General features: G+C 71.2%; 16 protein-coding genes and 1 tRNA gene. 10 read left to right on the top strand and 7 right to left on the bottom strand.

Annotated elements, in window-relative coordinates:
- Positions 1 to 236 precede the first annotated feature (236 nt).
- From V9U70_RS30245 to glmS, 7 genes are all read left to right on the top strand, one after another.
- Positions 237 to 1,685: a pyridoxal phosphate-dependent decarboxylase family protein gene (locus tag V9U70_RS30245; RefSeq protein WP_336680365.1), complete on the top strand. Its 1,449-nt coding sequence runs from the start codon at positions 237 to 239 to the stop codon at positions 1,683 to 1,685.
- Positions 1,669 to 2,946, top strand: coding sequence for a lysine N(6)-hydroxylase/L-ornithine N(5)-oxygenase family protein (locus V9U70_RS30240; protein ID WP_336680364.1), 1,278 nt, complete (start codon positions 1,669 to 1,671; stop codon positions 2,944 to 2,946). The genes V9U70_RS30245 and V9U70_RS30240 overlap by 17 nt, the downstream gene beginning before the upstream one ends.
- Complete coding sequence (locus V9U70_RS30235) at positions 2,943 to 3,497, top strand: GNAT family N-acetyltransferase (protein ID WP_336680363.1); 555 nt, start codon at positions 2,943 to 2,945, stop codon at positions 3,495 to 3,497. The genes V9U70_RS30240 and V9U70_RS30235 overlap by 4 nt, the downstream gene beginning before the upstream one ends.
- Positions 3,494 to 5,272, top strand: a complete 1,779-nt coding sequence (locus V9U70_RS30230) for an IucA/IucC family protein (RefSeq protein WP_336680362.1) — start codon at positions 3,494 to 3,496, stop codon at positions 5,270 to 5,272. Before V9U70_RS30235 ends, V9U70_RS30230 begins: the two co-directional genes overlap by 4 nt.
- A 180-nt stretch (positions 5,273 to 5,452) precedes the next feature.
- Positions 5,453 to 6,334 (top strand): DUF4429 domain-containing protein, encoded by an 882-nt coding sequence (locus V9U70_RS30225; RefSeq protein WP_336680361.1) that lies wholly within the window; start codon positions 5,453 to 5,455, stop codon positions 6,332 to 6,334.
- A gap of 87 nt (positions 6,335 to 6,421) precedes the next feature.
- Positions 6,422 to 6,697: a hypothetical protein gene (locus V9U70_RS30220; protein ID WP_336680360.1), complete on the top strand. Its 276-nt coding sequence runs from the start codon at positions 6,422 to 6,424 to the stop codon at positions 6,695 to 6,697.
- A 67-nt stretch (positions 6,698 to 6,764) separates the two neighbouring features.
- Entirely contained in the window at positions 6,765 to 8,594 is a 1,830-nt protein-coding gene (glmS, locus tag V9U70_RS30215) for a glutamine--fructose-6-phosphate transaminase (isomerizing) (RefSeq protein WP_336680359.1), read from the top strand.
- A 97-nt stretch (positions 8,595 to 8,691) separates the two neighbouring features.
- Here the strand turns inward: glmS and V9U70_RS30210 are convergent, their stop codons facing one another.
- Positions 8,692 to 9,213 carry a universal stress protein gene (locus tag V9U70_RS30210; RefSeq protein ID WP_336680358.1) on the bottom strand — a complete coding sequence of 174 codons (522 nt, stop codon included), beginning with the start codon at positions 9,211 to 9,213 and terminating at the stop codon, positions 8,692 to 8,694.
- A 1,026-nt stretch (positions 9,214 to 10,239) separates the two neighbouring features.
- Here V9U70_RS30210 and V9U70_RS30205 point away from each other — a divergent pair.
- From V9U70_RS30205 to V9U70_RS30195, 3 genes are all read left to right on the top strand, one after another.
- On the top strand, positions 10,240 to 11,457 hold the full coding sequence (locus tag V9U70_RS30205) for a helix-turn-helix domain-containing protein (protein ID WP_336680357.1): 1,218 nt from the start codon (positions 10,240 to 10,242) through the stop codon (positions 11,455 to 11,457).
- 10 nt (positions 11,458 to 11,467) lie between these two features.
- Positions 11,468 to 12,073: an oligoribonuclease gene (gene orn / locus V9U70_RS30200; RefSeq protein ID WP_336680356.1), complete on the top strand. Its 606-nt coding sequence runs from the start codon at positions 11,468 to 11,470 to the stop codon at positions 12,071 to 12,073.
- A 120-nt stretch (positions 12,074 to 12,193) separates the two neighbouring features.
- Positions 12,194 to 12,266: transfer RNA gene (locus tag V9U70_RS30195), tRNA-His, on the top strand.
- 215 nt (positions 12,267 to 12,481) lie between these two features.
- On the opposite strand, the gene V9U70_RS30190 is transcribed toward V9U70_RS30195, so the two are convergent.
- The 6 genes from V9U70_RS30190 to V9U70_RS30165 form a co-directional block, all read right to left on the bottom strand.
- Positions 12,482 to 13,837, bottom strand: coding sequence for a choice-of-anchor A family protein (locus V9U70_RS30190; RefSeq protein ID WP_336680355.1), 1,356 nt, complete (start codon positions 13,835 to 13,837; stop codon positions 12,482 to 12,484).
- Between the two features lie 199 nt (positions 13,838 to 14,036).
- The gene (locus V9U70_RS30185) at positions 14,037 to 14,627 is read right to left on the bottom strand and encodes a lytic polysaccharide monooxygenase auxiliary activity family 9 protein (RefSeq protein ID WP_336680354.1); all 591 of its coding nucleotides are present in this window, start codon (positions 14,625 to 14,627) and stop codon (positions 14,037 to 14,039) included.
- A 287-nt stretch (positions 14,628 to 14,914) separates the two neighbouring features.
- Positions 14,915 to 15,952: a LacI family DNA-binding transcriptional regulator gene (locus V9U70_RS30180; RefSeq protein WP_336680353.1), complete on the bottom strand. Its 1,038-nt coding sequence runs from the start codon at positions 15,950 to 15,952 to the stop codon at positions 14,915 to 14,917.
- Positions 15,953 to 16,117: 165 nt separating this feature from the next.
- The gene (locus tag V9U70_RS30175) at positions 16,118 to 17,587 is read right to left on the bottom strand and encodes a GH1 family beta-glucosidase (RefSeq protein WP_336680352.1); all 1,470 of its coding nucleotides are present in this window, start codon (positions 17,585 to 17,587) and stop codon (positions 16,118 to 16,120) included.
- Positions 17,588 to 17,639: 52 nt separating this feature from the next.
- The gene (locus V9U70_RS30170) at positions 17,640 to 18,560 is read right to left on the bottom strand and encodes a carbohydrate ABC transporter permease (RefSeq protein WP_336680351.1); all 921 of its coding nucleotides are present in this window, start codon (positions 18,558 to 18,560) and stop codon (positions 17,640 to 17,642) included.
- The gene (locus V9U70_RS30165) at positions 18,557 to 19,573 is read right to left on the bottom strand and encodes a carbohydrate ABC transporter permease (protein WP_336680350.1); all 1,017 of its coding nucleotides are present in this window, start codon (positions 19,571 to 19,573) and stop codon (positions 18,557 to 18,559) included. Before V9U70_RS30165 ends, V9U70_RS30170 begins: the two co-directional genes overlap by 4 nt.
- Positions 19,574 to 19,679: the final 106 nt, after the last annotated feature.

Raw genomic sequence — 19,679 nt, 5'->3', positions numbered from 1 at the left:
GCCGAGCTCGGGCCGCCGGGGCGCTCACCCCTCCGACAGGCCCCGGTCGGAGCAGTCCCGAGGGGCCGGCGGGAGACCGAAGACGTCGGAAAGCGGACAACCTCCGCCTCCGCGAGGGAGGCCGCACCACCACCTCGCCGATTAGGTTAGGCTACCCTCACCTTGGCATCGCGCCTCGTCCCCTCTCCTGCCCGGAGGCCGCGATGAAGTTCCCCTCACCCGGGAGGACCCCCTTCATGCGTTCGCACCTGCTCAACAACACGACTGCGGGCCACTATCGGCGTACCGTATCCGCAGGAGTGGAACGGGTCGCGGCCACCATCGCCGCCACCGAGCGCCCCTTCAGCGGAATCGGAGTCGACGAGCTGTCCCCCGTGGTCGACGCGATCGACCTGGACCGGCCGCTCGGCGACGCCACCGCCGCCCTCGACGAGCTCGGCGACGTCTACCTCCGTGACGCCGTCTACTTCCACCACCCGCGCTACCTGGGGCACCTCAACTGCCCGGTCGTCATCCCCGCCGTGCTGGGCGAGGCGGTGCTCTCCGCCGTCAACTCCTCCCTGGACACCTGGGACCAGAGCGCGGGCGGCACCCTCATCGAGCGCCGGCTGATCGACTGGACCGCCGAGCGGATCGGGCTCGGTCCGGTCGCCGACGGCATCTTCACCAGCGGCGGCACCCACTCCAACCTCCAGGCGCTGCTGCTCGCACGGGAGGAGGCGAAGGTCCGGCCGGAGCACTTCACCCGCCTGCGCATCCTCACCTCCGAGTGCAGCCACTTCAGCGTGCAGAAGTCCGCCAAACTCCTGGGCCTCGGCCCGGACGCCGTGATCTCCGTCCCCGTCGACCGCCACAAGCGGATGCGGACCGTGGACCTCGCCCGCTCCCTGGAGCAGTGCGTCGCCGAGGGGGCCGTGCCCATGGCCGTCGTCGCCACCGCGGGCACCACGGACTTCGGGTCCATCGACCCGCTGCCCGAGATCGCCGCGCTCTGCGAGCAGTTCGCCGCCTGGATGCACGTGGACGCCGCGTACGGATGCGGGCTGCTCGCCTCCCGCCAGCGCCGCGGGCTCCTCGAAGGCATCGCCCACGCGGACTCGGTCACCGTGGACTACCACAAGTCCTTTTTCCAGCCCGTCAGTTCGTCGGCGCTCCTGGTCCGCGACGGGTCGACCCTGCGCCACGCGACCTACCACGCCGAATACCTCAACCCGCGCCGGATGGCCGAGGAGCGGATACCCAACCAGGTCGACAAGTCCTTGCAGACGACCCGCCGGTTCGACGCCCTCAAGCTGTGGATGACGCTGCGCGTCATGGGCGCGGACGGGATCGGCGAGCTGTTCGACGAGGTCTGCGACCTGGCCGCGGAGGGCTGGCGGCTGCTCGACGCCGACCCGCGCTTCGACGTGGTCGTCGAGCCGCAGCTCTCCACGCTCGTCTTCCGCTACGTCCCGGCCGGGGCGGCCTCCCCGGACCTCGTCGACCAGGCCAACCTCCACGCCCGCAAAGCACTGTTCGCCTCCGGCGAGGCGATCGTCGCGGGCACGAAGGTCGGCGACCGCCAGTATCTCAAGTTCACCCTGCTCAACCCCGAAACGACCGTGGGGGACATCGCCGCGGTTCTCGACCTGATCTCCGGCCATGCCGAGAAGTACCTGGGAGACTCCCTTGACCGCGCTTCCTGACCCCCACGACTTCATCGGGATCGGGCTCGGCCCGTTCAACCTCGGACTGGCCTGCCTGACCGAGCCGATCGACGAGCTGAACGGCGTCTTCCTGGAGTCCAAGCCTGACTTCGAATGGCACTCCGGAATGTTCCTGGAGGGGGCCCACCTCCAGACGCCGTTCATGTCGGACCTGGTCACGATGGCCGACCCGACATCGCCGTACTCGTTCCTGAACTACCTCAAGGAACGCGGCCGCCTCTACTCGTTCTACATCCGGGAGAACTTCTACCCGCTGCGGACCGAGTACAACGACTACTGCCGCTGGGCCGCCGCGAAGCTGAGCAGCATCCGGTTCAACGAGACCGTCGACAGCGTCCACTACGACGAGGACGCCGAGCTGTACACCGTGCACACCGCCTCCGGCGAGCGGCTCCGCTCCCGGCGCCTGGTGCTCGGCACGGGGACGCCGCCGCACATCCCAGAGGCCTGCGAGGGACTCGGCGGGGACTTCCTGCACAACTCCCGCTATCTGGAAGGGAAGGCCGGGCTCCAGAAGAAGAAGTCCATCACCCTGGTCGGCAGCGGGCAGAGTGCGGCGGAGATCTACTACGACCTGCTCTCCGAGATCGACGTGCACGGCTACCAGCTCAACTGGGTCACCCGCTCACCGCGGTTCTTCCCGCTGGAGTACACCAAGCTGACGCTGGAGATGACCTCTCCGGAGTACATCGACTACTTCCACGCGCTGCCGGAGGAGACCCGCTACCGACTGGAGACCGGGCAGAAGGGGCTGTTCAAGGGCATCGACGGGGAGCTGATCGACGCGATCTTCGACCTGCTCTACCAGAAGAGCCTGTCGGGCCCGGCGCCCACCAGACTGCTGACCAACTCGGCTCTGCACACCGCCCGTTACGACGAGGAGGGCGGCGCGTACAGCCTGGGGCTGCGCCAGGAGGAACAGGGCAAGGACTACACCCTGGCCACCGAGGGCCTGATCCTCGCCACCGGTTACCGCTACGCCGCGCCGGCCTTCCTCGCCCCCGTCGCCGGGCGGCTGCGCCACGACAGCCGGGGCCGCTTCGACGTGGCCCGCAACTACAGCATCGACGTCACCGGCCGCGGGGTCTTCCTCCAGAACGCCGCGGTGCACACCCACTCGATCACCTCACCCGACCTGGGCATGGGCGCCTACCGCAACGCCTACATCATCGGCGAGTTGCTCGGCCGCGAGTACTACCCCGTCGAGAAGTCCATCGCCTTCCAGGAGTTCGCGATATGAGCCGTCCCACCGCCCTCGGCACGTTCACCGTCCGTCCGCTGGAGCCCCTCGCCGACGCCGAACTGGTGCACGGCTGGGTCACCCACCCCAAGGCCGCGTTCTGGCTGATGGGCGACGCGACGCTCCAGGACGTGGCGAAGGAGTACACGGCGATCGCCGCCCACCCGCACCACGAGGCCTTCATCGGTCTGCACGACGGCGAGCCCGCTTTCCTGATCGAGCGCTACGACCCGACCGAGGTCGAACTGAAGGGGCTGTACGAGGCGGAGCCCGGTGACATCGGGATGCACTTCCTGGTCGCGCCCACCGAGACCCCGGTGCACGGCTTCACCCGGGCCGTGATCACCGCGGTGATGGAGTTCCTCTTCGCCGACCCGTCGGTGCGCCGGGTCGTGGTCGAGCCCGACGTGACCAACAGCGCCGTACAGGCCCTCAACAAGGCCGTCGGCTTCGAGGTGCTCCGGCAGATCGCCAAGCCGGAGAAGAACGCCCTGCTCAGCGCCTGCACCCGCGAGCAGTTCGCGGCAGCGACCGGAGGTACCGACCGATGACGACCGCGCTCACCGACAGCGTCGCCCACCTCTCCCCGGAGCGCTGGGCCCACGCCAACCGCCTGCTCGTCCGCAAGGCGCTGGCGGAGTTCGGCCACGAACGGCTGCTGACCCCCGCGCCCCTGGGCGAGGACCGCTACTCCGTGCGCAGCGACGACGCCTCCACCGAGTACCGGTTCACCGCGCGCCGCTTCGCCCTGGACCACTGGCAGGTCGCCGCCGAGTCCATCACCCGGCACCGGCACGGCTCCGAACTTCCCTTGGACGCCCTGGAGTTTCTCGTCGAGCTGCGCCAGACGCTGGGCCTTTCCGAAGAGGTCCTGCCGGTCTACCTGGAGGAGGTCTCCTCCACGCTGGCCGGAACGGCCTACAAGGCCACCAAGGAACCGGCCACCTCCGGCCAACTCGTCGCGGCCGGCTTCCAGGCGATCGAGACGGGGATGACCGAGGGACACCCGTGCTTCGTCGCCAACAACGGCCGGCTCGGCTTCGGCGTGGACGAGTACCGGGCGTACGCCCCCGAGGCGGCCTCGGAGATCCACCTGGTGTGGCTGGCCGCCCGCCGCGAGCGCGCCACCTTCACGGCGGGCGCCGGCATCGACTACGACGCCCTGGTCCGCAGCGAGCTGAGCGAGGAGACCAGGGAGCGGTTCACCGGCGCACTGCGCGGCCTCGGCCTCGACCCGGACGACTACTACCTGCTGCCGGTCCACCCGTGGCAGTGGTGGAACAAGCTCGCGGTCACCTTCGCCGGCGAGCTGGCCGAGCGGCATCTGGTGGTGCTCGGCCAGAGCGAGGACGGATACCTCGCCCAGCAGTCCATCCGGACGTTCTTCAACACCGACCACCCCGAGAAGCACTACGTCAAGACGGCCCTGTCCGTCCTGAACATGGGCTTCATGCGGGGCCTCTCCGCCGCCTACATGGAGGCCACGCCCGCGATCAACGACTGGCTGGCCGGCCTCATCGAGCGGGACGACCTGCTGCGCGGCGCCCGGTTCTCGATCATCCGGGAGCGGGCCGCGATCGGATACCACCACCGCACCTACGAGGCGGCCACCGCCAAGGGCTCCCCGTACCGCAAGATGCTCGCCGCCCTGTGGCGCGAGAGCCCGGTGCCGGGGCTCCAGCCGGGTGAACGCGTCGCGACGATGGCGTCGCTGCTGCACACCGACCACGAGGGCCGTTCGGTGGCCGCGGCGCTGATCGCCGAGTCGGGCCTCGACGCCCAGGTGTGGCTGCGGCGCTACCTGGACGCCTACCTGGTGCCGGTGCTGCACAGCTTCTACGCCTACGACCTGGTCTACATGCCGCACGGCGAGAACGTGATCCTGGTCGTGGAGGACGGGGTCGTCACCCGCACGATCTTCAAGGACATCGCGGAGGAGATCGCGGTGATGGACCCGGACGCGGTGCTGCCGCCCCAGGTCGAGCGCATCCGCGCCGAGGTCCCCGACGACATGAAGCTGCTGTCGGTCTTCACAGACGTCTTCGACTGCTTCTTCCGCTTCCTGGGGGCGGGCCTGGCCTCCGAGGGCGTCCTGGACGAGGACTCCTTCTGGCGGACGGTCGCGGAATGCGCGCGCGACTACCAGAACGCGACGCCGTACCTCGCGGACAAGTTCAAGGAGTACGACCTGTTCGAGGAGGAGTTCGCGCTCTCCTGCCTCAACCGCCTCCAGCTGCGGAACAACCGCCAGATGGTCGACCTCAACGACCCGGCCGGAGCGCTCCAGTTGGTCGGCCGGCTGAAGAACCCGATCGCCGGCTTCTGAGCGGTCCCCCGAGGCTCCCCCGACCGGCGAGCGCCCGAGGACGGTCCCCCGGGCGCTCGCCCCTGTCCCCTCCGGGCCCGTCCCCGTCGCCCGCGGCGGGCCGAAACAGACCGCCGTGCCGGTATGCCAGGGGCTCGCGACGGGCGCGCTCGCGCGCTGCGGGCTGGCAGAATCGCGGCCATGGCGGAAATCATCCAGCGGGACGGAACGTGGACGTTCGACGGGGAGACGGTGCGCGTCGTGCCGGGCGCGAAGGCGCATCCGGTCCGGCAGGCGCTGGGTGAGATATCCGTCCCCGTCCAGGCCCTGGCGGGCGTCTCGTTCGAGCCGGAGCGCCGGGGCGGCCGGCTCCGGCTGCGGCTGCGCGGCGGCGCGTGCCCGGTGCTGCGGGCCGCCGACGGACGGCTGACGGACGGCGCGGACCCCTACGCGCTCAGCGTGGAGAAGGACCGTACGGGCGTCGCGGAGTACTTCGTCGACGAGGTCCGCAACGCGCTGCTGATCGAGCAGGTCCCCAACGGCCCGGCGGACGGCTTCCTGCTGCCCGGGCCCGCGGTGCCGGTCTCCGGCGGGGGCGGCGACGGCACGGCGTCCTTCGACGGCGAGACGGTCCGGCTGACCTGGAACTGGAAGACGGAGGAGGCCAAGACCACGGCGGGCCCCTCGGCCATCCCGGTGTCGCGGATCGCGGGGGTGCGCTGGCTGCCCGCGCTCGGCATGGAGTACGGCTACCTGCGCTTCGAGCCGGCCGACGGCCCGGTGTCGGCCCTGCCGAAGTACGACCCGTACTCCCTGGAGCTGTGGGGGATGTCCAAGAAGGAGTACACCGCGGTCCTCGTGGCGGCCGCGGTGCTGGCACGGCTGCCGGAGGCCCGCCCGGCCGTGGACCCGCCCGCCGGGGCCCCGGCCCTCTCCAAGGCCTCCGGAGCGATCACGCCCGCCGCGGACGATCACGACGTCCTGCTGCGCCGCCTGCGGGAGCTGGGCGAGCTGCACCGGGCCGGGGTTCTCACCGACGACGAGTTCAGCACCGCGAAGCAGGCCGTGCTGCGCAGCCTCTGACCCGCCCAGGCCGTACTTCCCGAGCAGTCCTGCCCGATATCGGGCAGATTTCTTGCGCAAGAGCGCTTGGGCAAGCAATATCGACGCGTGCTGGAACGCCGCTCGTCGCATGACGACCTCATCGATCACCTCGTACGCTCCACCGCGCTCCAGCGCGGCGAGGCGGCCCGGGTGATCCTCGACGTGCTGGCGTACTTCGACGAGAGCACCGACGACTTCGTCCGGCGACGCCACCGCGAGCTGCGGTCCGGCGGGCTGGTCAACACGGAGATCTTCGAGCGGATCGCGGCCGAGCTGCCGCACCGCGCGGTGGCGCCTCCGGAGCTCTCGCTCCGGCAGCTGCGCCGCATCGTCTACGGCTGAGTGCCGGGCGCCCGGGTGCGGGGCGCCGAACACCTACGTGTACGTCGATGGAGGGGCAGAGAAATCCATGTGCGGAATCGTCGGATACATCGGGAAGCGCGACGTGGCTCCGCTGCTGCTGGAGGGCCTGCAGCGGCTGGAGTACCGGGGGTACGACTCCGCGGGCATCGTCATCACCGGCAAGGCGCCGGCGGGCAGGCCGGGCGCGCTGAGGATGGTCAAGGCCAAGGGCCGCGTCCGCGAGCTGGAGGCGAAGGTGCCCAAGCGCTTCGCCGGCACCACCGGCATCGCGCACACCCGCTGGGCCACCCACGGCGCCCCCAGCGACGAGAACGCCCACCCCCACCTGGACGCGGAGAACAAGGTCGCCGTCGTCCACAACGGCATCATCGACAACGCCTCCGAGCTGCGCGCCAAGCTCACCGCGGACGGCATCGTCTTCCTCTCGGAGACCGACACCGAGGTGCTGGTCCACCTGATCGCCCGCGCCCAGGCCGAGACCCTGGAGGAGAAGGTCCGCGAGGCGCTGCGCTCGGTCGAGGGCACCTACGGCATCGCCGTGATGCACGCCGACTTCAACGACCGCATCGTGGTCGCCCGCAACGGCTCCCCGGTCGTGCTCGGCATCGGCGAGAAGGAGATGTTCGTCGCCTCCGACGTCGCCGCCCTGGTCGCCCACACCCGCCAGGTCGTCACCCTCGACGACGGCGAGATGGCCACCCTGAAGGCCGACGACTTCCGTACGTACACGACGGAGGGCTCGACCACGACGGCCACGCCGACCACCGTGGAGTGGGAGGCCGAGTCCTACGACATGGGCGGCCACGACACCTACATGCACAAGGAGATCTCCGAGCAGGCCGACGCCGTGGACCGGGTGCTGCGCGGCCGGATCGACGACCGGTTCTCCACCGTCCACCTGGGCGGGCTCAACCTGGACGCCCGCGAGGCGCGCGGGGTGCGCCGGATCAAGATCCTCGGCTGCGGCACCTCGTACCACGCGGGCCAGATCGGCGCCCAGCTGATCGAGGAGCTGGCCCGCATCCCCGCCGACGCCGAGCCGGCCTCCGAGTTCCGCTACCGCAACCCGGTCGTGGACCCCGACACGCTGTACATCGCGGTCTCCCAGTCGGGCGAGACGTACGACGTGCTGGCCGCCGTCCAGGAGCTCAAGCGCAAGGGCGCCCGCGTGCTGGGCGTGGTCAACGTGGTCGGTTCCGCCATCGCCCGCGAGGCCGACGGCGGGATGTACGTCCACGCGGGACCGGAGGTCTGCGTGGTCTCCACCAAGTGCTTCACCAACACCGTGGTCGCCTTCGCGCTGCTCGCGCTGCACCTGGGCCGGATTCGGGACCTGTCGGTCGCCGACGGCAAGCGGATCATCGAGGGGCTGCGGAAGCTGCCCGCGCAGATCAGCGAGATCCTGGCCGGCGAGGACGAGATCAAGCGGCTGGCCGCAAAGTACGCGGACGCCAGGTCGATGATGTTCATCGGCCGGGTGCGCGGCTATCCGGTGGCCCGCGAGGCCTCCCTGAAGCTGAAGGAGGTCTCGTACATCCACGCCGAGGCCTACCCGGCCTCCGAGCTGAAGCACGGCCCGCTCGCGTTGATCGAGCCGGCGATGCCGACCGTGGCGATCGTGCCGGACGACGACCTGCTGGAGAAGAACCGCGCCGCGATGGAGGAGATCAAGGCCCGCAGCGGCCGCATTCTCGCGGTCGGCCACCAGGTCCAGGAGACGGCCGACCACACCGTCGTCGTGCCGAAGAACGAGAACGAACTGGACCCGATCCTCCTCGGCATCCCGCTCCAGCTCTTCGCGTACCACACGGCTCTCGCCATGGGCCGCGACATCGACAAGCCGCGCAACCTGGCGAAGTCCGTCACGGTGGAGTAGTCGCCCTCGCGCCCGCCTGTGGGCCCCGCGCCGTCCCCGACGGTGCGGGGCCCTGTGCGTACGGCGCGGGGCCGCCCCACGCGCTGCTGACCGGCTCTCAGGGAATGACGACGACGGGGCGCTGCGCCCGGCGGGCAAGCCTGCCGGACACGGAGCCGAAGATCCGGCCGACGAGGCCGTGCGTGGAGCCCACGACGATGGCGTCGGCGGCGTACTCCCGGCCGACCTCCTCCAGTTCGTGGCAGATGTCGCCACCGCGCTCCACCAGCACCCAGGGCACGTCGGAGAGATAGTCCGCGCAGGCGAGCTCCAGCCCGAGGACCTCGGTGCGGTGATCGGGGACGTCGACGAAGACGGGGGGCTCGCAGCCCGCCCAGACCGTGGTCGGCAGCCGGTTGGCGACGTGGACGATGATCAGACTCGATCCCGACCGGCCGGCCATGCCGATGGCGTAGGCGAGGGCCCGCTCACTGGACGTGGAGCCGTCGAAACCGACCACCACTCCGTGCCGGAAGGCGGGATCGCACGCGTGGCGTGCCTCTTCGACCGTCCGCGGCACCGACCCTGGGTCGGCTACCTGCTTGCGGTCCTTGGGTTCAGGGATTTCGTGACCGGCCATCGGTGTCTCGGCGAAAGGAGTCCTCGTGAGGAGGGAGCGGTTTCGAGAGGTGCATCAGCTGGTGGCGTAGCTCTGTCCGGGAATCATCTTCCCAACCCCATACCCCCAAGGGTACGGCGTGACGCCTCCCCTGCCCAGACCCCCGCAAAAGCGCGCGCGACGTTGGAGGGAGCATGCCCGAGACTGTCCGGGATGGCAATGCCGGTTGTGCCGTACACGGGCTCCGGGAGCCGAAAACCCCGACCGCCGCCCTGTTTTCCGCGAGGGTCCGCGGCCACTTCGAGCAGACTGCGGGAAGCCCCTCACCCGGTCTCCGTTGGCCACGTCGACATCGGGCCGCACTCTTGGCGGCGGCACTTCTCGGACCCCCGCGCGGCCGACGCCCGATTCGAGCACGGCGGCGACGTGCGGAGCGGCGGGCGGAACGGCCCGCCGACCCGTCCGCCACGAGCGGTCCGCACCGCCGATTCTCGGGCCCCACGGCGCATCGGCCGGACACGCGGACGCTGTGACCGCCGGGCACGTGCGGGCCGTGACCACCCGCCACATCCCCCTTCCGCGGCCCGAACCCGCCAGGCCTCAGGGAGCCGAGGGAGCGCACCGGCGTGGCCCTCAGGCAGCGGTTGTGCGCCGGGCGTGACGGGATTCCCCGCGCACAACCAGTAGTTTTCAGCCAACTTCACCGAGTGGTCCGCCCCCTCCCCGGACGGCCGGTGAACCCACCGCCCACCAGGCAGGAAGAGACCGCACGGTACGCTTTCACCCGACGCGGACGGGCCACGTTCGTGAAGGGCACTTCCCTGGGCGCTTCGCGGGTGGAACGCTTCGTGATCGAACGCTTCACGCCACGTTTCCTTATCGACATAGCGCCGGTGGGGGAAGGTGTCACGGCGGGACCACGCGACGCAGTAGATTCGATCTTGGAAATCGGAGACTGGGGACACGTGCGACACCGAGGGGAAACGTGCAGGAGCGACAGGCCCGTAAGGACCAGGGAGACGCGAACACCGAGGGGGGCTTAGCGTCATGAGCCAGGACTCCGCCGTCGCGACGGAGGCCGCACGCAAGCTGACCGGGCGGCGACGCCGGGAAGTCGTTGCCGTGCTGCTGTTCAGCGGCGGCCCTATCTTCGAGAGCTCCATTCCGCTCTCCGTTTTCGGAATCGACCGGCAGGACGCGGGAGTGCCCCGCTACCGCCTGCTGGTCTGCGGCGGCGAGGAAGGACCGCTGCGCACCACCGGCGGGCTCGAACTCACCGCGCCGTACGGCCTGGAGGCGATCAGCAGGGCCGGCACCGTGGTGGTGCCCGCCTGGCGGTCGATCACCTCGCCGCCGCCCGCAGAGGCGCTGGAAGCGCTGCGCCGGGCCCATGAGGAGGGCGCCCGCATCGTCGGCCTGTGCACGGGAGCCTTCGTGCTCGCGGCCGCGGGCCTGCTGGACGGCCGGCCGGCCACCACGCACTGGATGTACGCGCCGACGCTGGCCAAGCGCTATCCGTCGGTGCACGTCGATCCGCGGGAGCTGTTCGTCGACGACGGCGATGTGCTCACCTCCGCCGGCACGGCCGCGGGCATCGATCTGTGCCTCCATATAGTCCGTACCGACCACGGCACCGAGGCCGCGGGGGCGCTCGCCCGCCGGCTCGTCGTACCGCCGCGGCGCAGTGGCGGACAGGAGCGCTACCTGGACAGGTCTTTACCGGAGGAGATCGGGTCCGACCCGCTCGCCGAGGTCGTGGCCTGGGCCCTGGAGCATCTGCACGAGCAGTTCGACGTGGAGACGCTCGCCGCACGGGCCTACATGAGCAGGCGGACCTTCGACCGCAGGTTCCGCTCGCTCACCGGCAGCGCGCCGTTGCAGTGGCTGATCACCCAGCGGGTGCTTCAGGCGCAGAGGCTGCTGGAGACCTCCGACTACTCGGTCGACGAGGTCGCCGGCCGCTGCGGCTTCCGCTCGCCGGTCGCGCTGCGCGGGCACTTCCGCCGCCAGCTCGGCTCCTCCCCCGCCGCGTACCGGGCCGCCTACCGGGCCCGTCGTCCGCAGGGGGTGGCGGAGAGCGCCGCCACGGTGGTCGAGACGATGGTGCCCAGCCAGGGCTCGCCGTCCGGGCGCAGAGGCGTCCAGGCTCCTTCCGCGCCCGTCGCGGTGGCGGCCGGGGTGGGCCACGGCGAGCACGCGATGTCGGGACCTGAGGCCTACGCCCCCGGACGCCCGAGCCTGCCGGGGCAGCGGAGCGCCCCGTAGGGTGGGGCCCATGAACGACCGCATGGTGTGGATCGACTGCGAGATGACCGGGCTCTCGTTGACGGACGACGCACTCATCGAGGTGGCCGCCCTGGTCACCGACTCGGAGCTGAACGTGCTCGGCGAAGGGGTGGACATCGTGATCCGCCCGCCGGACGCGGCCCTGGAGACCATGCCCGAGGTGGTGCGGCAGATGCACACCGCCTCGGGCCTCCTCGACGAGCTGGCCGGGGGCGCCACCCTGGCCGACGCGGAGGAGGAGGTCCTGGCCTATGTCCGCCGGCACGTGAAGGAGCCGGGCAAGGCCCCGCTCTGCGGGAACTCGGTCGGCACCGACCGCGGTTTCCTGGCGCGGGACATGCAGAAGCTGGAGGGCTACCTCCACTACCGGATCGTGGACGTGTCCTCGGTCAAGGAGCTGGCCCGCCGCTGGTATCCCCGGGCGTACTACAACAGCCCGGAGAAGAGCGGCAACCACCGGGCGCTGGCGGACATCCGCGAATCCATCGCGGAGCTGCGCTACTACCGGGAAGCGGTCTTCGTCCCGCAGCCCGGCCCGGACTCGGAGCGCGCCAAGGAGCTCGCGGCGCGCCACGTGGTCCCGGCCACACCGTAGGAACGCGCTGGTCACGGACGCGGAAGTGCCTGTGGGCCGACCCTGGGGAACGGGGGCGCGAGCACCCTCCCGGACCCTGTACACTTTTTCTCGGCCGGTCGGAAACGACCGGACGACATGGTGGGTATAGCTCAGCTGGCAGAGCACCTGGTTGTGGTCCAGGATGTCGCGGGTTCAAGTCCCGTTACTCACCCTGAGAGAAGGGCCCCGGTCTTCGGACCGGGGCCCTTCTGCTTTCCCCGGGGCGGGCGGGAGCCGGGGCGGAGCGCCGGGGCGCCCACCGGCACCGTCCGCCCGTGGGAGCGCGGGGTCTACGGGAGCCCGCTCGGATCAACGCCCTGCGCGGCCGGCCGGTCGGCGTCCGGGCCGGGCCGGGGCCTGCCGGTGGCGGGCGCACGGCGGCCCGCGTCAGCGGCGCGGACGCCTGTGGAGCCGCAGGCCCAGTCCGCCGAGAGCCGCCAGCAGCGCCCCGCCCACGAGGAAGCCCATGCCCGACGGCCCCTCGGCCGCCAGCTTCTCGTAGTCGCCGGGCGAGCCGCCGTCACCGTATCCGTATCCGTACGCGTCGGAAGGCGCCGGGCTCGGGTGCCCGGAGGTCGGGGTCGGACTGGGGGTGGGTTCCGTCGGCGTCGGGGTCGGCGTCGGGGTCGGGGTCGGCGTCGGCGTCGGGGTCGGCGTCGGCGTCGGGTCGGACGTGCACGCGAGGTCCGCGTCGAAGGGGAACTCGTGGATCTCGCCGGCGTTGACCGCGCCGAAGCCGCCGTCGGTCAGCGGTCCCGCGACCAGTTCCCTGGCGATGACCTGTCCTTCGAGGTTCGACGGATCGAGGTCGGTGACCTCGGCGCGCGGGGCGTAGATCGTTCCTTCCAGGGAGTCGCCGTCGGTGATCGTGATCTCCGTGGCGTCGGGGAAGTTCCACAGGATGTACGGGGCCTGGTCGCCGGAGACCCCTGCCAGTTGCGGGATGCTCCAGGAGTAGACCCCTGCGGTGCCGGTGGTGTCCACGTTGATCACCAGCGGGGTGGCGGCGGTGGGCTGGTCGTCGAAGTCCAGCTCGCCGAGGTTGTTCAGGTTGCCTCCGGTGATGTTCAGGACGTTCGTCTGCCCCTCGGCCAGGGCGACGTGCGCCCGGGCGCCCGCCGGGATGTCGTCCTGGTCGGGCAGCGGATCGCCCTGATCGTCGCGGAGGAGGACGTCGGCGGGGCAGGTGGCGAGGTCCGCGGAACGCTCCCGGTAGGCCGCGAAGAGCGTGGTGAAGCCCATGAGGCCGCTCTGGTGGACGTTGGCCTCCGGCTGGCGGGCTGTCGTCTCGATGCGGGGCGTGGAGTCGTACCCAGAGCCCTCGACCACTTCACGGGTGTTGACCTGGGCCCCGTTGGAGTCCACGGTCAGGGCGTCGCTGCCGGTGGGGTCGCCGATCTTCAGGAGACCGCCGCTGAGGACCCGCAGCACTCCCTGTTGCGAGCTGTCGGCCCAGTCGACCCGCCCGCCCACCAGGAGAGTGGTCGCAACGGTGTCACCGGGAGCGACGAAGCTCCCGGGGGTGTTCAGGCCCACGTTGTAGCCGGGGCCGATGGTCAGATCGCCGCCGAGGGCGACGGCCCCCTCGGTCTCCGTACTGCCCAGGGTGGCGTCGCCCTCGACGACCACCCCGAACCCGTTGCTGCCCGCCAGCGGATTGCCCGAGTAGTCGCCGAAAGCGGGGGTGGCGGCCGCCAGGCAGAGGCCGCAGGCGGTCACGATCGTCAAGCTCGCTCGGTTCATGGGGCGGACCATAAGCGGAGCCCCGCGGGCGACCGTGGCGCCGCACCACCGCGATCGCCCGGACGAAGCATGCGGGCATCGGCCGCACGGCCCCCGCCTGAGCCCGACGGACGGCGCGTTCCGCCGGCCGGCGCGTCCCGTCGGGCGCCCACGGGCCGGCGCGGCTCTCCGCCACGCGGCGCTCCCGGCGGCGGGCCGGTCAGAACCTCACGTCGGAGCAGGCGTAGAACGCGTTGCCCGTGTCCGCGACGGTCCAGACGCCCAGGATCAGGTGCTTGCCCGATTTCTGCGGCAGGATGCCCGCGTGGGTCACCGTGGAGTCGGGGCGCCGGCCTCCGAACGGCACCGTGAGGAAGGGCTGCGGGTCCAGGTCGGCACGGGTGAGCGGCCGCGCGGGGTCGTAGCCGTCCCTGGTGACGTAGTACCGGAAGTCGGTGGTGGCGTGCCGGGCGGTGATCCGCCAGCGGAAGGTGTGGCTCGCTCCGGCGTTCACGGAGGAGGCGGGCCAGGCGCCGCCGCGCGGGTCGTCCAGTTCCGCGAACCGCTGGTTGCCGCCGGCGCAGATCAGGCCGTCGCGGGGGCCGCGCGCCGGGAAGCCCTTGGGGCCTTCGACGCTGGGCGGCTCCCACTGGATCTGCCCGCAGTCGCGGACGGTCCCTTGGCCGCAGAGCTGTTGACGGCTGACGGGCGCGTCGGTGTATCCGTGGCTCTGCGCGCTGCCGGACGTGGCGAGCAGGGAGACCCCGGCGATGCCGAGGCCGAGGAGTAAGGAGGAGATCTTTCTGCGCATGGGGGCTCCTGGAGTGGGGGGAGCGTGCGGACAGACGGACCGTGTGCGACGGCTCGTCACACTTGGTCTAGACCAAGAAGGAGGCTAGACCCGTCCCATGGTCATGTCCATACCAATGGCAGGCGTTGGGCGACGGAAGGACTCAGGCGGGCAGGGGTGCGCGCCCCTATCGCATCACGAGCCCCGCGCACCACAGGTGCACGCCCTCGGCCCAGCACGAGCCCCGGCCACCGGCGCACGCCCCGCCTCGCGACTCACGCCTCCCGCCTCCCCTCGCGCCTCGCGCCTCACGACGAGTCGCGCACCACCAGCTCCGTCGGCAGGACGACCGTCGGGCTCTCGGCGTCCGGAGCGCGCCCCGCGATCTCGTCCAGCAGGAGCTCCGCCATGCGCTGGCCCATCTCCTCGATGGGCTGGCGGACGCTGGTGAGGGCCGGGTGCATGTGGCGGGCGACCGCCGAGTCGTCGAAGCCGATCAGGGCCACGTCCTCGGGGATGCGCCGGCCCGCCTCGCGCAGGACCTGGCGGGCGCCGGCGGCCATGACGTCGGAGGCCGCGAAGACCGCGTCGAGGGCGGGGCGGCGCTCCAGGAGCCGGCGCATCGCCCGCGCGCCGCCCTCCTCCGTGAAGTCGGCGGGCGCGATGAGTCGTTCGTCCGGGGCCAGCCCCGCGGCGGAGACGGCCGCGCGGTAGCCGTCGAGGCGGCGCTGGGCCCCGTAGACCTCCAGGCGGCCGGTGATGGTGGCCACCTGGCGGCGTCCCCGGGAGGCCAGGTGCTCGACGGCGGCCCGCGCCCCGTCGAAGTTGTCGGAGTCGACCGACGCAAGCGGTTCGGCCGCGTGCCGAGCACCGCTGATCACGCACGGCATGCCCAGCTGCCCCAGCAGTTCGGGCAGCGGGTCGTCGGCGTGCACGGCGACCAGGAGGACGCCGTCGACGCGGTGGGCGGTGAGGTACTGGGCGAGGCGGCGGCGCTCGCGGTCGCTGCCGACGAGGGTCAGGAGCAACTGCATCTCGGTGTCGGCCAGGGCCGCGCCGACCCCGCGCACGATCGCGGAGAAGTACGGCTCGGCGAAGAAGCGCGTCTCCGGTTCCGGCACCACCAGCGCGATCGCGTCGGTGCGGTTCCCGGCGAGGGCGCGGGCAGCCCGGTTGGGGACGTACCCCAGCTCGGCGACGGCCGCCTCGACCGCCTCCCGGGTCGCCTCGCTGACCCGGGGCGAGCCGTTGATGACCCGCGAGGCGGTGCCCCGGCCGACACCGGCCCGCGCCGCCACCTCTTCGAGCGTGGGCCGCCCGCCGCTCCGTACTCGCGCTGCCGCCATGGCTGCCTCCCCGTTCCGGGTCAATTTCTCACAGCCGTAACGTCAATCCAAGTCCTGGATGGATCACCCCGGCGAGCGTACCCGAGCGCAGGTGGGAGCGCTCCCAGGGGGAGGGGCGGTCGGCCGTGGAACCTCGGCGGCTTCCGGGCTCCACGGCTCGGCGCCTCAGGCGCCCGGAGCGGCCTCCGGCGGCAGCGCGTGGCGGGCGATCACCTCGCTGTACCAGTGGGCGCTGGACTTCGGCGTACGGCGCTGGGTCTCGTAGTCGACGTACACCGCGCCGAAACGCTTGGAGTAGCCGTAACCCCACTCGAAGTTGTCCATCAGGGACCAGAGGAAGTAGCCGCGCACGTCGGCTCCGTCGGCCGCGGCCCGGCGCACCGCGTCCAGGTGGCCGTGCAGATAGGCGATCCGATCGGGGTCGTGGACCCGGCCCTCCGCGTCCGGGGCGTCCTCGAACGCGGCGCCGTTCTCCGTGACCATCAGCGGGAGGTGCGGGTGCGCGCGGGAGACGTCCATGAGGAGGTCGTAGAGGCCCTCGGGCTTGACGGACCAGTTCATCGCGGTCACCGGCCGGCCCTCTGCGAGGTGGAAGGCCACGTGCTCGGAGCCGGGCCACGGGGAGTGGTCGCTGCTGCCGTGGCCGTCGTTGCGGGTGTCCCCGGCGCCGTCGGCGGGGGTGGAGACGATGGTGGGCGTGTAGTAATTGATGCCGAGCACGTCCATCGGGGCGGAGATCGAGGCGAGGTCGTCGTCGCGGACCAGCTCGGACCAGTTCACCAGGCGCTCGGTGTCGGCCAGCAGGTCGGCCGGGTAGACGCCGTCCAGCATCGGGCCGGTGAAGATCCGGTTGCCCACCGCGTCGATCCGCCGGGCGGCGTCCGCGTCCCCCGCGCTGTCGGTGAGCGGGCGGACCTGGTGGAGGTTGAGGGTGACCGAGGTCTGCGCGGCGGCGGGAAGGTTCGCGCGCAGCGCCTCGGTCGCCCGGCCGTGGGCGAGGTTGAGGTGGTGGGCGGCGCGCAGCGCGGCGGCCGGCTCGGTGCGGCCGGGGGCGTGGACGCCGGAGCCGTATCCGAGGAACGCCGAGCACCAGGGCTCGTTGAGCGTGGTCCACATCCCGACCCGGTCGCCGAGGGCCCGCGCCACGATGGCGGCGTAGTCCCCGAACCGCTCGGCGGTGGCGCGCTCGGGCCAGCCGCCCGCGTCCTCCAGGTCCTGCGGGAGGTCCCAGTGGTAGAGCGTGGCGACGGGGGTGATGCCGGCGGCCAGCAGCTCGTCGACGAGGTTGCGGTAGAAGTCCAGGCCGCGTTCGACGGCGGGGCCTCGGCCGGTGGGCTGGACGCGGGACCAGGAGACGGAGAAGCGGTACGCCTTCAGTCCGAGGCGCTTCATCAGCGCGACGTCGTCGCGGTAGCGGTGGACGTGGTCGGCGGCGACGTCTCCGGTGTCACCGCCGAGGACCTTGCCGGGCGTATGGCTGAAGGTGTCCCAGATGGAGGGGGTACGGCCGTTCTCTGTGGCGGCGCCCTCCACCTGGTAGGCGGCGGTGGCGGCGCCCCAGAGGAATCCGGCCGGGAAGGACGCGGTGGCAGGGACGGCCTGCTGCGGGGCGAGGTCAGGGCGTACGGCAGTCATACGGGAGCGCTCCCATGGGTGTTGAGGGGGGAAGGAAGGCGGGGCGGGGCGGTCAGCCCTTGACCGCCCCGGACATGATCCCGCCGACGATCTTCTTGCCGAAGAGCACGAACACCGCCAACAGCGGCAGCGTGCTGATCAGCGCGCCTGCCATGACGATGGACTGGTCGGGGGTGTACGAGGCGCTGAGCTGGCCGAGGGCCACCTGGAGGGTGGGGTTCTGCTGGTTCAGGGCGAGGTAGGGCCAGAAGAAGTCGTTCCACGCCTGGACGAAGGTGAGCATGCCGAGCACCATCATCGCGGGGCGGGCCACCGGCAGCACCACGCTGATCACGATGCGGAAGTTGTTCGCGCCGTCGATCTTGGCGGCCTCGATGAGCTCGTACGGCAGCGCCTCGATCAGGTACTGCCGCATGAAGAACACGCCGAAGGCGCTGACCAGCGTCGGGAAGATCACGGATTCGAGCTGTCCGCCCCAGCCGAGGCCGGACATCATCATGAACAGCGGTACGACGCTGAGCTGCGGCGGGATCGTCAGCGTGGCGATGACCGCGGTCATCAGCCAACCGCGCCCCCGGAAGCGCATCTTGGCGAAGGCGTACCCGGCGAGGGTGCAGAAGAACAGCGTCGCGGCCGTGATGGAGGACGAGACGATGATGCTGTTGACGATCGCCTTGCCCAGGTTGGCCTGCTCCCAGGCGGTGGCGAGGTTCTCCAGCAGCTTGCCGCCCGGCAGGAACGGCGGGGTGGAGGCGAGGACTTCGTCCTGGGTGCGGGACGCCGCGACCAGGGTCCAGTACAGCGGCAGCAGGGAGCCGAAACCGACGACGGCGAGCGCCAGGTAGGCGAAGGGGCCGCCCTTCATCTGCTGGCCGGCGCCCATCCGGAAGCGGCTCGGGCGCTGCGGGTCGGGGCCTCGGTTCGGGGACGGCGCGCGCTTCACCGGGGCGGAGGTGGGGCTGGTCATGGTCATCGGTGCGCTCCCGGTCGGGCCGCGGACGTGCGGACGAAGCGGCCGATGAACCAGTTGGCCGCGGCGATGAGGAGGAGGAGGGCCAGCATCGCCCAGGCCACGGCGGCGGCGGGGCCGAGGTGTCCGAGGTTCCAGCCGTAGTTGTAGAGGTAGATGCTGAGCGTCTCGTACTGGTTCTCGTTGCCGCCGGTGGCGCCGAGCGACCCGCCCTCCAGCAGCAGCGGTTCGCCGAACAACTGCATGGACCCGATGGTGGAGATGACGATGGTGAACAGGATCGTCGGCCGCAGCGAGGGGATGGTGACCTTGCGGAACTGCTGCCAGCGCGACGCGCCGTCCAACGAGGCGGCTTCGTAGAGGTCGTTGGGCACGGCCTGCATGGCCGCGAGGTAGATCAGCGCGTTGTAGCCGGTCCAGCGCCAGATGACGATGACGGCGATGGCGATCTTCGACGTCCAGTGCCCGTTCGCCCAGTTGGTCGGGTCGAAGCCGACCAGGGAGAGCGCCCAGTTCAGCAGCCCGCCGTCGGCCCGGAAGACCAGGGCGAAGACGAGGGCGGCCGAGGCGACGGAGGTCGCGTACGGGGTCAGGATGATGGTCCGCCAGAACGTGCTGGCGCGCAGCTTGTAGTTGAGCAGATGGGCCAGGCCGAGGGCGACCAGGAGCTGAGGGACCGTCGATATGACACCGATCAGGAAGGTGTTGCTGACCGAGGTCCAGAACTCGGGGTCGTGCAGGATCTTGTCGAAGTTCTCCCAGCCGACCCATTCCATGGTGTCGAGGCCGGTCATCTCGACCCGGTGCAGGGCGATCCAGCCGGTGTAGAGGAGCGGATAGAGCCCGAACGCGCCGAAGACGAGGAAGAACGGCGCGATGTAGGCGTACGGGGACGCCTTGTCGTCGAACCGCCACAGCCGGCTGCGCCACAACTGCCGCCGCTCGGCGGCCTGTTCCTTCTGCGGGTCAGGGGGCGGCGATGCGTACGCGTCCCGGGTGGGGGTCGAGGTTGCCACGGGCGGGAGTCCTTCCCTGGGGGCGCCGACGGGTGGCCGGGGCTGCTGGGTGATCGGGCGGCCGGGCCCGCGGAGGGGCCGGCCGGGGCGGGCGGCCGGGCGGGGC

This window comes from Streptomyces pratensis, assembly GCF_037137275.1.
Taxonomy (GTDB): Bacteria; Actinomycetota; Actinomycetes; order Streptomycetales; family Streptomycetaceae; genus Streptomyces; species Streptomyces pratensis_B.
This window is presented reverse-complemented; position numbering and strand designations above follow the sequence as displayed.